This window comes from Synechococcus sp. BL107 (genome assembly GCF_000153805.1).
In the GTDB taxonomy this organism is placed as follows: domain Bacteria; phylum Cyanobacteriota; class Cyanobacteriia; order PCC-6307; family Cyanobiaceae; genus Parasynechococcus.
Genome location: NZ_DS022298.1, coordinates 934,416 through 946,488, shown reverse-complemented (window position 1 = coordinate 946,488; position 12,073 = coordinate 934,416). Strand labels below are relative to the sequence as shown.

Below are 12,073 nucleotides of genomic sequence, written 5' to 3'. Positions count from 1 at the left end.
GCTCCATACGCTGTTGGAAGTAAGGGATTTAATCCGTGCAGATCCCGTCCGCCATTCTCACGCTTGTGCTCGGGATGGCCTTAGTCCTTGGGGGACTGTGGATCGGACAAACGATCAATCTTCTGCCAATCGACGCCAGTATCAACGCTCCGATTTACGACGAACTTTTCAAGGTTCTGTTCACAATTGGAATCATTCTGTTCGTTGGCATCACAGGTCTCTTGATTTTTAGCTTGATTCGTTTTCGACGACGAAGCGATCAAATCGGTGATGGAGTTGCCATTGAGGGCAACCTTCCTCTTGAAATTTTTTGGACGGCTGTCCCTGCGATCGTCGTTCTCTTCGTAGGGCTCTACAGCTACGACATTTACGACCGGATGGGAGGCATGGTTCCTTTAGCCCATGACCACATGGGAGGCATGCATGAGGAAAGGATTTGGGGAGGCATCAGCTCAGGATCGGTTGGCTCAGAAATGGTCCCCGATGTCTTACCGATCGAAGTGACAGCGATGCAATTTGCCTTCTTATTCCACTATCCAGATGGAGATATCACCGCAGGCGAACTACATGTTCCTGCGGATCGTCCAGTCACGCTCCGGATGGAATCGAAGGATGTCATTCATGCCTTCTGGGTGCCTGAATTTCGCCTAAAGCAAGACATCATTCCTGGCCAACCAACACAATTGAGTTTCACCGCAACAAGACCGGGGCGTTACCCGATCGTTTGCGCAGAACTTTGCGGTCCGTACCACGGGGGCATGCGCTCCACCGTTGTGGTGGACGAAGCCGATGAATGGCAAACCTGGTTCAGCAATAACGCCAAACCGTCTCCTCCAACCGACACAACAGTCGCCAACACTTGAGATGACTGCCACACTTCCTCCCAACAGCACAGCCCCAGCCCCAAGACTTCAGCCCACAGGCTGGTTGCGGTACTTGAGTTTCAGCGTTGATCACAAGGTGATCGGACTGCAATATCTCGTCTGCGGATTTGTTTTTTACCTGATCGGTGGTGCTCTCGCTGGAGCGATCCGCACAGAACTGGCCAGCCCCGTGGCCGACTTCATGGCTCGGGACGTCTACAACCAAGTGCTCACCTTGCATGGCACGGTGATGATTTTTCTTTGGATCGTGCCTGTGGTGAACGGCGCCTTTGGAAATTATTTGATCCCGTTTTATGTCGGTGCACGCGACATGGCTTTTCCACGGCTAAATGCCGTTGCTTTTTGGTTGATTCCACCCGCTGGCTTGATGCTGGTGGCCAGTTATTTCATCACTGGAGCAGCCCAATCAGGATGGACCGCTTATCCGCCTCTCAGCATTACAACACCAGCAACTGGTCAAATCATTTGGATTATCAGTGTTCTTTTGCTTGGTGGCAGTTCCATTTTCGGTGGCATTAACTTCATCGCGACAATTTTGAAGTTGCGTCGTCCAGGACTCAAGCTGATGCAGCTGCCGATGTACTGCTGGGCCATGCTTGGCACCAGCATCCTGGTTGTCGCATCGACCCCTGTTCTTGCAGGAACGCTGGTTCTTTTAAGTTTCGATATCGTTGCCCATACTGGCTTTTTCAATCCAACACTTGGCGGAAATGTTGTTGTTTATCAACACCTTTTTTGGTTCTATTCTCACCCAGCCGTTTACATCATGGTTCTTCCAGCCTTTGGGTTGGTAAGTGAAATCCTTCCGATTCATGCCCGAAAGCCACTCTTTGGTTATGTGACCATGGTGTACTCGATCATGGCGATCGTTGTTCTGGGTTTGATTGTTTGGGCACACCACATGTTTACCAGTGGAACCCCACCTTGGATGCGCTTGTTTTTTACTATTGCCACCGCATTCATCGCTGTTCCCACGGGAATCAAGTTTTTCAATTGGCTCGCCACATTATGGGGAGGGAAAATAAGCTTGAACAGCGCTATTCTCTTCTCCTGCGGATTCATCGTGAATTTTGTGCTCGGAGGGATTACTGGGGTTGCCTTAGCGCAGGTGCCCTTTGATATTCATGTGCACGACACTTATTTCGTTGTTGCCCACTTCCATTACATCGTTTTTGGAGGCTCTGTATTTGTTATTTTTGCCTCGATTTATCACTGGTATCCAAAGTTCACTGGACGCATGCTGAATGAAGACTTGGGCCGCTTCCACTGTGCACTCACGTTCATCGGCTTCAACTTTTGCTTTGGACCACAGCACTGGCTTGGGCTCAATGGAATGCCAAGACGGGTTGCGGAATACGACCCCCAGTTCACCTTGATCAATCAGATCAGCTCGGTGGGTGCCTTGCTCATGGCCATCAGCACCCTGCCTTTCCTTTGGAACGTGATTCACAGTGCCTTTTATGGAAAAGTCGCTGGAGACAATCCATGGAATGCACTAACGCCGGAATGGCTAACCAGTTCCCCTCCTCCGGTGGAGAACTGGGTGGGTGAGGCACCTCTTGTGACAGAGCCCTATGCCTATGGCGTCCCCATCGATGAAATCGACTTGTCCGCCACGAGCGGTCGTGATCTCTGGAGCAGCGGCAAATGACCAGCACCCTTCCCGTCCAACCCGACAGCGCTGATAGCGCTAACAGCTCAGAAACCCACGGCCATGCCGTTGAAGAACATGGAGACTTCCGGATGTTCGGGTTAGCCACATTCCTCGTGGCTGACGCGATGACATTCGCCGGTTTCTTTGCGGCCTATCTCACCTTTAAAGCGGTGAATCCCTTACCGGAAGGCGCGATTTTTGAGCTTGAACTTCCCCTACCCATCCTCAACACGGTGTTGCTGCTTGTGAGCAGCGCCACTTTTCACAAGGCGGGGCAAGCGATACGTAACAGTGACCATGCACGATGTCGTCGCTGGCTGCTGATCACTGCATCGTTGGGGATCGCCTTTCTGATCAGTCAGATGGTGGAGTATTTCACGCTCCCATTTGGACTCACCGACAACCTTTTTGCCAGCACCTTTTTCGCAGCGACAGGTTTTCACGGACTACACGTCACCCTTGGAGCCGTGATGACTCTGATCGTGTGGTGGCAAGCCCGCGAAAACGGTGGACGCGTCACCGCTGAAAATCATTTCCCCCTCGAAGCGGCAGAGCTGTATTGGCATTTTGTTGACGGCATTTGGGTTGTTCTTTTTGTGATTCTTTATTTGCTCTGATCCCTTGCCGGCGTTAAACGTTCAAGCCAAAATTGATATGAATTGAGTTCCACAATGCTGGTCGGCAAAGAGCTGCTTGACAAAGCCAGATCGCTCAGCAATCGGTCAGAAGACGATATTGCCCGCGGCTGTGGATATGTCGGACCCAGCGGGCGACTGCTCAAAAAGAGTTTTTATCGGGCTCTTGTCGAAGCCAAAGCCAAAGCGCAGGGCTGGCAGTTGCCCAAGAGCAGTACGTCATCGTCGACAGGAACACGGGGACGCCAAGCGGAGTTTCGAACCCGGGTCCACGGCAATGGAAATTTGCTCATTGGTCATGCCTACACGCGTCAACTCGGCCTAGTTCCTGGTCAAGAGTTTCGGATCGAGCTGCAAAAAGAGTCTGGAGTCATCGTCTTGGTGCAAATCGATCAAGACCAGCCATTCGAAGCCAACCAATCCACTGATAAGTCAGCAACGGGTTTGGAGTAAGCGTCCTTCGGAGAATCAAGCAACAATCGCTCGGCATAACGCGCTAGTTGATCCACTTCGAGGTTGACACGATCACCCACTGCCAATGCCCGCAGGGTGGTTTCTTGCCATGTGTGCGGAATCACCGCCAATGAAAACGTCACCCCTTCTGGGCAGCAGTCCGCGACGGTGAGACTGATGCCGTCCACGGCGATGCTCGCTTTTTCGCAAACATAACGACCAAATCGCGGCTCCAACCAACGCATTTCTAGGAGCCAAGACTGGGGCAAAGCCTCCAGGCGAATCACCTCACCTGGCGCATCAACATGACCACTCACCAAGTGGCCGCCAAGGCGATCACTTAGACGAAGTGCAGGCTCCAAATTGACCAATCCACCTTGGTCTGACTTTCTGCCAAGGGTGGTTCGGCTCAGTGTCTCTTCACTGACATCAGCACGAAAGCCATCGGCCACCAGCTCAGCGACCGTGAGGCAGACCCCATCTACCGCAACACTGTCGCCCAAAAAAAGAGGCGCGAATGGTGCACAACCCACAACCACCACTGCCCCTGAACGACGCTGAATGGTTCCGACCGACTGCACAAGGCCTGTAAACATCACCTGCGCGATTTGCTATAGCCATAATCGGACAACGTGGAGGCGTCGCCATGGTTGAGATGAGCGTCGCTGGTATCGCTCTCGATGCCGCTAGTCGAAGCCCCATCGTTCTGCTCCGTGATCCAAGTGGACGGCGGCAGGTACCGATTTGGATCGATCAAGCACAAGCTCACAACATCATGGAGGGCCTCCAAGACACGCATCCTGCTCGCCCCCTGAGCCATGACCTCATGGCAGCCCTGTTGGTTGCAGGAGGCCTGGAATTAGATCGGGTCATCGTGCACGCCATTGAAGACAGCACCTTTCATGCGGTGCTCAAACTTCGACCCGACTTGGACGAGGACGAAGTCGATGACGAAGACGACATGGACTTCATCGAAATCGATTCCAGACCCAGCGACGCCATTGCTCTTGCCGTGCGGACCGGGAGTGGTATTTGGATGCTGGAAGAGGTGGTCGCGGAAGCATCAATCCCAGTTGACGCTGAAGCCGATGCCGAAGACCAAAGCGCTTTCAGCCGATTTGTCGATGAACTCAGCCCTGCGGCCCTTGTTCGTCATTTGAACAAACGAGGTGATATGGATGAACCCTCCACAGACACCAACACTCCGCCGAGCCCGTGAAACGGCGGTCCTTCGGAACTGGGCGGCCCGTCAGTTTGTTCACCCTTGGAACCATGCGGGCCATCGGTTCCGTGGACCAGATGGCCTCAGTTCTTGAAGCCGCGGCCAAGATCGGCATCAACCACCTAGAAACTGCCCCTGCCTATGGACCGGCAGAGCAGTTTCTGGGAGAAGCACTCCAACACTCTTCCACCCTTCCCGAAGGTGGATGGGTAACAACCAGCAAGCTCTTGCCGGGTTCAAGCCTTGTTGAAGGTCAGCACCAACTCGACGCAATCCTCCACCGGCTGGGCCTCAACACACTCGACAACCTCGCGGTTCACGGCATCAACCGACAGGAGCATTTGGAGTGGGCCCTGAGCGGTGAGGGTGCCCAACTCATGGAGTGGGCACTATCCAGCGGCCGCGTAACGCAGCTCGGTTTCAGCAGCCACGGAACGAATGCATTGATCGAACAGGCACTCCGAAGCCAGCGTTTCGACTTTTGCAGTCTCCACCTTCACCTTTTCGATCCTCAACGCTTACCACTGGCGCACTGGGCTTTGGAGAACGGGATTGGGGTCATGGCCATTTCTCCAGCCGATAAGGGGGGTCGGCTACAAGCACCGAGCCCAACGCTCAAAGACGATTGTCGCCCCATCGATCCGCTCGTCCTCGCCTATCGCTTCCTCCTTGCCCAGGGCGTATCGACGCTCACTCTCGGAGCCGCCTTCAGCGACGATCTCACCACCGCTGCTCATTTAGCCCAAGCGGATGGACCCCTCCAACAACAGGAAACCGAGGTGCTCCATCAACTGGAGCAGCGCCATCGAGAGCGCTTGGGCAACGATCTCTGCGGCCAGTGCCGTGCTTGCTTGCCATGCCCCAATCAAGTCCCGATTCCCAACCTCCTTAGGCTGCGCAATCTGACCCTTGGTCATGACTTAATCGAGTACAGCCAGGAGCGATACAACCTGATTGGTCGAGCCGGTCACTGGTGGGACACCATTGATGCCTCCGCTTGTGAAAGTTGTGGCGAGTGTTTGCCACGCTGCCCCCATGGGCTGAACATCCCCAAACTGCTAGCCGACACCCATACCCGACTGGTCGCGGCACCGCGCAGACGGTTATGGAGCTGACGCCCGCCAACGTTCCGCCAAGCTGATGCGCTGCTCAGGGCTAAGCGGTGGAAGCGACCAACATTTGCTCCAAAGGTCATCCGGTGGAAGCACCAAGGACCGCCAACGTTCTGGGAGCTGTGAACGATCAGCATCAAGAACTGCCGTTGCCAGAGGAGCCCGCCAACCCTCTTGGAGAAGTCGCCGGCGCATGGGTTCACGCCATGCCAGCTCCACCCATGCTTGAGGGAGAGGCTCCTTGGTGTCCTGAGGCCTGATGAGGACAGTCCAGTGCAACGGTGCACCCTGATTCGGAAGGATCACCTCCATTCGGGGATCTCGCCTCAACAAAGACAAGCAGCGTTGCAACGGCAAAACCACCACTTTGGCTACTCCCTTCAGCAACCAATTCACCGCCTGACGATCATCAAAAGTGAGCGCTTGACGCCGCAAACGCTGCAATGCATCCGGCTGTTCAAGACGATCGGCCAGATCGATCACCACCCTCGGGCTGGCAGGAAACACAATTTTGCCCTTCAGTTGAGGGTCGAGCAGCATCTGCCACCCCAACTTTTTAATCGCATCAACGACGGGGTTCGACCGAACGAGCAGAACCCAAGGACTCACACCAACAGGAAGCACCTGGGACGCCAACGGACCCTGCATTTTCAAAAATTGCTGCGCCAACGGATCGAGCTGGTTGCTAAGTGCAGCAGCCTCAATCGGCTGCAAAGCAACAGCGGAAAGGGTGTCGAGCCATCCATCGGTGCAGGCCAACAAATCTGCCTGAGCCGCATCCCCCTGGGTCCACTGCTCCAGGGCCTTGGCAGATGTGAGCTGCCAGGGGTCGGGCAACTCCATCGTCCAAGTTTTGGGTAGGACGCCAGCGGGAGCTAAAAACTGGTGCTTCACACCGCCAGCACGACACCCAGCCAAGCTGATCAAACCAGCTCCACCGATCATCCTTAGGAGATGACGTCGACGAATTCCGCTAGTCGGATCGAAAGGCATCGTCATGAAATCGACGTTACGGGTCGACCCAAGAGTTGGTCCATCGCTTGGTCGCAGTCATCCACCAACCCACGCCGACTCACCCCCTTCAGCTGAGCCAGGAGCAACAACGCACCAGCCCCAACCCCTTCTTTTACATATCCCAGCTCATAGTCACGCAGGGCCTGATGGGCACTGGCATGGAAATGCACACCTGAGGCGAATACGGCAAGCGATGCACCAAACCGTTCACCGATGGAATCGACGAGTCGATCCATTGGGGAAGCCATACCGGCGCTAGCCCCTTCATTAGCAAGCCAAGCTGTTGTGCCAACAAGAACCTGACGCAGCAACGATGCGCCAGCCGCTTTTGGCAGCGCATGCAAGGCCAACGCCAAAACGGCCAACATTTGACTGCCGCCCCCCAACAGCAGCGGTTGCTGCGATCGAGCAGCGCCAACTAATAAGCCCGCAGCCACCACCTGAAACGGATCGCCAACCGCCGCCAACACAGCTTGTGCACCGCAGCCTTTGATAAGACCCGCTTTCTGCAATCCCTGGGCGACCAACGCGGATTTCAGGCGATGGGGCGGTTGGCGAGCACTGCCGCTGATTAAGTCGCCCACCTCAAACCCCAAAGCGGTGAGAACGGCCTGGGCGGTGGTGGTTCCCCCTGGGACACATTCAGCTAAAACAATTGGCCGCTGCAGACTCGCTCCCAGTTGTTCTCCTTGCCGCCAAAGATGATTCACTCTCTCCAGTGGCATCGCAGCACCAGACGACAAGCAGTCAGCCGGTCCGAGGTCTGGAGATTCGAGTCGAACATGGTCGAAATCTGGCTGGCGCATCAACCCCACGGCAGCCACACGAGGTTGTAAGCCCAAACGAGCAACCACAGCGTGACTCAGCAAGGCCGGGGAGACACCTGCTGGAAGCGTCGGCAAAGGCCAACTTGGGGCCACCGATGGACCCTTCAACAACAACTCGGCATCGGCCAAAGCCGTCGTCCGGCGTGCGGCAGCGGTCGCACCTGCCGCAGAAATACCCTCCTGTTCTGCCGTTCGCGTTGCAGCCAACAACAGCAACACATCAGGACGCATGTCCTGATCCAGCCAGGGCGCCATTGCGGTGATTGAAGCAGCGGCATCACCCTGCTGACCAACACGCCGGCACCCTTCGGGCCATGCCCGCCCTTCAGAGTGGGTCAAGGGCAACAAGGGCATGCAACAACGGAGGCGGCTCAGGAATGGGCGAGCGCAATCGCGGAAAAATCCAAAAGGCCAGTGCATGGAGGGAGAGCACGTAGATCACCTCCTGCACAACCACCAACAGGAAGGCCATCACTTGAACCTGCGTTAAATCAGGGGTGATAGGGAGATGCAGCACGGCGATGAGACGATCCAAGATTCCAGCCCCCGCACGGGTGATCACAACCCAAAGGTTTTCTCCCACCAGAAGAGACAAGACCACCACCCGCACTAAAAAACCAAAGGTCCCCAGGACCACTCCCATGCTCCAACTCAACCACCAACTCCATCCTCGACACCAACACCAACCCAGCCATAACGCCAACAATCCATAGGGGAACAGCAAGAGAGGTCCACGGACTGGACCCATGAGCGCCGTCAGAAGAAGGACGGCCAGCAGGAGACCCTCAGCCCCAGACCTGCCGCCACGTCGCAACTGAAGAAGGGTGAGAGGGAGGGGAAGCGCCAATCGAAACAGAGCACCACCAACAGGGAGGTAGTACAAGGCCAACCAGATCAAGCCTGTGGTTGCCGCGAGATACGCCCCTTCGACTAACCGCAAAGCTTGCTGACGGCTGAGGGGTTGTGGATCCAAGCTCATGGTTGGATCCGCTCGATGCGTTCAACAGCAAAACGCACATCCGCGTTCCGCAGCACCCGCGTAACGGCCTCCGCAGGAGCAGCCGGGTCAGCACCGGAGAGTCGAATCGTGATCCGATAAGGCTCCTGGGGCTGATTCGAGGCAGGGGAATTGGGTTTTGCTGGATTGGAGGCTATTGGATTGGAGGGCGACTGCGATGACGGTGATGGGGCGGATGTTTCAAGTGCGACGGATGTTTCAGGTGCTTTGGTTGTTGCAGTTCCCTTCTTCAACACCCCATCGGGATTGTTCAGGTCAGACCCGTCTGCTGCAGGGCTTGCAGAATCCTTGATTTTCGAACCCGTGGAAGTGGTGTCATCCGATCGAGCCGGCTGCGTCTCAACAACTGTGTCCACCGACCCAAAACTCCTCTCCAACCGTTCGGCCAACGGAGTCCCGGCACACCCCTGGAGCAAAACCAGGGGGACCAACCACGTCAGGCGCTGCACCATTAGCTATTTCCCGGCTTAATCACCCGCACTGCACTCGCCCGAAGCCGACCCGTTTTTGTTGTAGCCGGGGCCTTTTTCGCTGCAGGTTTCTTCGCTGCAGGCTTCTTCGCCGCGGGTTTCTTCGCCGTTGATTTACGACTCGCCTTCTTGGCTGAAGCCTTCGCGGCTAACAGTTCGATGGCTTCTTCCAGGGTGACGTCTTCAGCGCCCTTGCCTTCCGGCAGCGACGCGTTCACCTTGCCCTGTTTGACATACAAGCCATATGGTCCGTCATAGACTTGGACGGTCTCCTCACTTCCCTCTGGCTTGCCCAAGTCTTTCAGGGCTGTCCGTCCTCCGCGGCCACGTTTGGGCATCGCCAAGAGCTCCAAAGCCCTGGAAAGACCAACCATCAGCACGTCGTCTTCCCCCTTTAAGGAGCGGTAATCCTTCTCGCTTTTGCCCTTATCCCAAACGACGTAGGGGCCAAAACGACCGAGGCCAGCCTGGATACGTCCACCATCAGGATGATCTCCCAAAAGTCGCGGTAACCGCAAAAGACCCAAGGCGTCGTCGAGCTTGAGATCCTCAGGTTTCACGCCTTTTGGCAGCGAAGCGCGCTTGGGCTTGGGATTCTCATCACTCACCTGACCACGCTGGACGTAGGGGCCGTATTGGCCAAAGAGCAGGTAAACCAAGTCGCCCGTTTCCGGATCTTCCCCGAGAGCCTCAGGTCCATCCGCTTTCTGCTTAAGAATTAGCTCGGCTTGATCTTGATCCAGATCCGCTGGGGTGATTTCGCGGGGGAGCGTTGCCTTGATCAACTCCTCCTCACCGTCGTCACTCACCCGCTTCGACTCGAGGTAGGCACCAAACCGACCAATGCGAACAACGCAGGTCAGGCCCTCCAGATCAATCGTTCGAGAGGCGCCTGGGTCGATATCCCCCTCCCGCTGATGCACTTGGGTTTCAAGGCCCTGTTCTCCCTTGTAAAACCCTTCGAGATAGGGAAGCCACTGCACTTTGCCGTGGGAGATCTCATCGAGGGTGTTCTCCATCCGTGCCGTGAAGCTGGTATCCACCAGATCGGGGAAATGCTCCTCCAGCAGGGCCGTTACAGCAAAAGCGGTAAAGCTCGGGGTCAAGGCGTTTCCCTGAATCGTTGCGTAGCCGCGATCAACAATGGTGCCAATGATCGAGGCATAGGTGGATGGTCGTCCAATGCCTTCTTTTTCCAACATCTTCACCAAGGACGCTTCGCTAAATCGAGCGGGCGGCTGGGTTTGATGCCCCAAGGCATCCACGTCTTTCGGCTGAGGCTTATCCCCGACCGCGAGGGACGGCAGCAGCACCTCTTGCCCCTCGAGAGCGGCGTCAGGATCATCACTTCCCTCGACATAGGCGCGGAAAAACCCAGGAAAATCGATGCGCTTGCCATTGGCTCTGAAACTCGCATCAGCTGAGCTCAAATCCACCGAGAGCATCGTGAGCCTCGCCTCAGCCATCTGACTGGCGACGGTTCGCTTCCAAATCAACTCATACAAAGCCAGATCACGACCATCAAGACCGGTATCTCCAGGGGTGCGGAAGCTTTCTCCGGCAGGACGAATCGCCTCATGCGCTTCTTGGGCATTGCGTGCCTTCGTGCTGAATTGACGTGGTCCGGGGCTCAAATACTCCTTGCCGTAGAGGCTTTGGACGCAGGTTCGTGATGCACTAATCGCTTGGTCGGATAGATGAACGGAATCCGTCCGCATGTACGTGATGAATCCGCGCTCATACAGGCCTTGAGCGCAACGCATGGTTTCCCGCGCAGAAAGGCGCAACTTGCGGTTGGACTCCTGCTGAAGCGTGCTGGTCGTGAACGGTGGAACCGGCTTGCGCACGGTCGGCTTTTCTTCCACCGCATCCACCGTCCAAGGGCTCCCCTGAACCTTGTCGGCCAAAGCCCTTGCCTCACTTTCTTGGAGCAATTGCACATTGGCTCCAGATTTCAAGCCACCGGTGCTCTCGTCGAAGTCATTGCCGCTGGCAATCCGCCGTCCAGCCACGTGGGTGAGCTTCGCTTCAAATCCGCGACCACCCTGCTCCAACTTGGCTTTTAAATCCCAATAGCTGCCACTGCAGAAGGCTCGTCGGGCCCGTTCACGTTGCACGAGAAGACGAACCGAAACCGATTGAACCCGTCCGGCAGAAAGGCCCCAGGCCACTTTTTTCCAAAGCAGCGGCGACAGCGTGTAACCGACGAGGCGATCCAGAATCCGACGGGTCTCCTGGGCATGCACGAGCTCCATGTCGAGGTCTCTCGTCTGATCCAGCGCCTTACCGATGGCTTCTTTGGTGATCTCGTGAAACACCATGCGCTTCACGGGCACTTTGGGGGCCAACAGCTGAAGCAGGTGCCAGCTAATGCTTTCCCCCTCCCGGTCTTCATCCGTGGCCAGGAGCAACTGATCGGCGCCTTTTAAAGCATCTTTTAATTCACGGACAATTTTCTTTTTGTCCTTCGGAACCACGTACAAAGGCTCAAATTCGGCCTCAGTGTTCACGCCGAGGTTGGCCCATTTTTGGCCCTTTGCAGCCGCAGGAATCTCGCTGGCGTTGTTCGGCAAATCCCGGACGTGGCCCATGGATGCCTCGACCTTGAATCCCTTCGGAAGGAAGCCGCGAATGGTGCGGGCCTTCGTAGGGCTTTCAACGATGACGAGGGTGTGCGCCACAGGCGGCCAATGAACCGATCTCCTTCTTTATCGCACCGCGGAACGCGATGCGCATCCAATCGGTCCGTATAGGCGCCGCTACAGTCAACCCAGCACAACGAAA

12 protein-coding genes are annotated in these 12,073 nt (G+C 56.0%); 6 read left to right on the top strand and 6 right to left on the bottom strand.

The genetic code is table 11. The features are described from left to right. The first annotated feature begins 35 nt into the window (after positions 1–35). Genes coxB through BL107_RS04850 form a run of 4 tightly spaced genes read left to right on the top strand, consistent with a single transcriptional unit; the run spans position 36 to position 3,626 of the window. Positions 36–863: a cytochrome c oxidase subunit II gene (coxB, locus tag BL107_RS04865; RefSeq protein ID WP_009789166.1), complete on the top strand. Its 828-nt coding sequence runs from the start codon at positions 36–38 to the stop codon at positions 861–863. A 1-nt stretch (position 864) separates the two neighbouring features. Next, positions 865–2,535, top strand: a complete 1,671-nt coding sequence (ctaD, locus tag BL107_RS04860; protein ID WP_037988110.1) for a cytochrome c oxidase subunit I — start codon at positions 865–867, stop codon at positions 2,533–2,535. Further along, a complete protein-coding gene (locus tag BL107_RS04855) occupies positions 2,532–3,155 on the top strand; it encodes a cytochrome c oxidase subunit 3 (RefSeq protein ID WP_009789164.1) in 624 nt (207 codons plus the stop codon). Before ctaD ends, BL107_RS04855 begins: the two co-directional genes overlap by 4 nt. 54 nt (positions 3,156–3,209) lie before the next feature. Continuing rightward, positions 3,210–3,626, top strand: a complete 417-nt coding sequence (locus BL107_RS04850) for an AbrB-like transcriptional regulator (RefSeq protein ID WP_009789163.1) — start codon at positions 3,210–3,212, stop codon at positions 3,624–3,626. Here BL107_RS04850 and BL107_RS04845 read toward each other — a convergent pair. Continuing rightward, positions 3,566–4,222 (bottom strand): riboflavin synthase, encoded by a 657-nt coding sequence (locus tag BL107_RS04845; protein WP_009789162.1) that lies wholly within the window; start codon positions 4,220–4,222, stop codon positions 3,566–3,568. The genes BL107_RS04850 and BL107_RS04845 overlap by 61 nt on opposite strands. Before the next feature lie 50 nt (positions 4,223–4,272). Between BL107_RS04845 and BL107_RS04840 the strand changes: the two genes are divergently transcribed. Then, complete coding sequence (locus BL107_RS04840; RefSeq protein ID WP_009789161.1) at positions 4,273–4,845, top strand: bifunctional nuclease family protein; 573 nt, start codon at positions 4,273–4,275, stop codon at positions 4,843–4,845. Continuing rightward, positions 4,842–5,963 carry an aldo/keto reductase gene (locus BL107_RS04835; RefSeq protein WP_009789160.1) on the top strand — a complete coding sequence of 374 codons (1,122 nt, stop codon included), beginning with the start codon at positions 4,842–4,844 and terminating at the stop codon, positions 5,961–5,963. Before BL107_RS04840 ends, BL107_RS04835 begins: the two co-directional genes overlap by 4 nt. Here the strand turns inward: BL107_RS04835 and BL107_RS04830 are convergent. Genes BL107_RS04830 through topA form a run of 5 tightly spaced genes read right to left on the bottom strand, consistent with a single transcriptional unit; the run spans position 5,952 to position 11,970 of the window. Further along, positions 5,952–6,959, bottom strand: coding sequence for an ABC transporter substrate-binding protein (locus tag BL107_RS04830; RefSeq protein ID WP_037988108.1), 1,008 nt, complete (start codon positions 6,957–6,959; stop codon positions 5,952–5,954). The genes BL107_RS04835 and BL107_RS04830 overlap by 12 nt on opposite strands. Continuing rightward, positions 6,956–8,155 carry a nicotinate-nucleotide--dimethylbenzimidazole phosphoribosyltransferase gene (locus BL107_RS04825; RefSeq protein WP_009789158.1) on the bottom strand — a complete coding sequence of 400 codons (1,200 nt, stop codon included), beginning with the start codon at positions 8,153–8,155 and terminating at the stop codon, positions 6,956–6,958. Before BL107_RS04825 ends, BL107_RS04830 begins: the two co-directional genes overlap by 4 nt. Next, a complete protein-coding gene (locus tag BL107_RS04820; protein ID WP_009789157.1) occupies positions 8,127–8,780 on the bottom strand; it encodes a DUF2232 domain-containing protein in 654 nt (217 codons plus the stop codon). Before BL107_RS04820 ends, BL107_RS04825 begins: the two co-directional genes overlap by 29 nt. Beyond that, positions 8,777–9,271 (bottom strand): hypothetical protein, encoded by a 495-nt coding sequence (locus tag BL107_RS04815; RefSeq protein WP_009789156.1) that lies wholly within the window; start codon positions 9,269–9,271, stop codon positions 8,777–8,779. Before BL107_RS04815 ends, BL107_RS04820 begins: the two co-directional genes overlap by 4 nt. Next, complete coding sequence (topA, locus tag BL107_RS04810) at positions 9,271–11,970, bottom strand: type I DNA topoisomerase (protein ID WP_009789155.1); 2,700 nt, start codon at positions 11,968–11,970, stop codon at positions 9,271–9,273. The genes BL107_RS04815 and topA overlap by 1 nt, the downstream gene beginning before the upstream one ends. Positions 11,971–12,073 lie beyond the last annotated feature (103 nt).

What these genes read in the sequence shown, in the direction of transcription:
- BL107_RS04855 (WP_009789164.1), top strand. Translation starts at nt 2,532, where the DNA reads ATGACCAGCACCCTTCCCGTCCAACCCGACAGCGCTGATAGCGCTAAC.
- BL107_RS04845 (WP_009789162.1), bottom strand. Translation starts at nt 4,222, where the DNA reads ATGTTTACAGGCCTTGTGCAGTCGGTCGGAACCATTCAGCGTCGTTCA.
- BL107_RS04850 (WP_009789163.1), top strand. Translation starts at nt 3,210, where the DNA reads ATGCTGGTCGGCAAAGAGCTGCTTGACAAAGCCAGATCGCTCAGCAAT.
- BL107_RS04815 (WP_009789156.1), bottom strand. Translation starts at nt 9,271, where the DNA reads ATGGTGCAGCGCCTGACGTGGTTGGTCCCCCTGGTTTTGCTCCAGGGG.
- BL107_RS04825 (WP_009789158.1), bottom strand. Translation starts at nt 8,155, where the DNA reads ATGCCCTTGTTGCCCTTGACCCACTCTGAAGGGCGGGCATGGCCCGAA.
- ctaD (WP_037988110.1), top strand. Translation starts at nt 865, where the DNA reads ATGACTGCCACACTTCCTCCCAACAGCACAGCCCCAGCCCCAAGACTT.
- BL107_RS04830 (WP_037988108.1), bottom strand. Translation starts at nt 6,959, where the DNA reads ATGACGATGCCTTTCGATCCGACTAGCGGAATTCGTCGACGTCATCTC.
- BL107_RS04840 (WP_009789161.1), top strand. Translation starts at nt 4,273, where the DNA reads ATGGTTGAGATGAGCGTCGCTGGTATCGCTCTCGATGCCGCTAGTCGA.
- BL107_RS04820 (WP_009789157.1), bottom strand. Translation starts at nt 8,780, where the DNA reads ATGAGCTTGGATCCACAACCCCTCAGCCGTCAGCAAGCTTTGCGGTTA.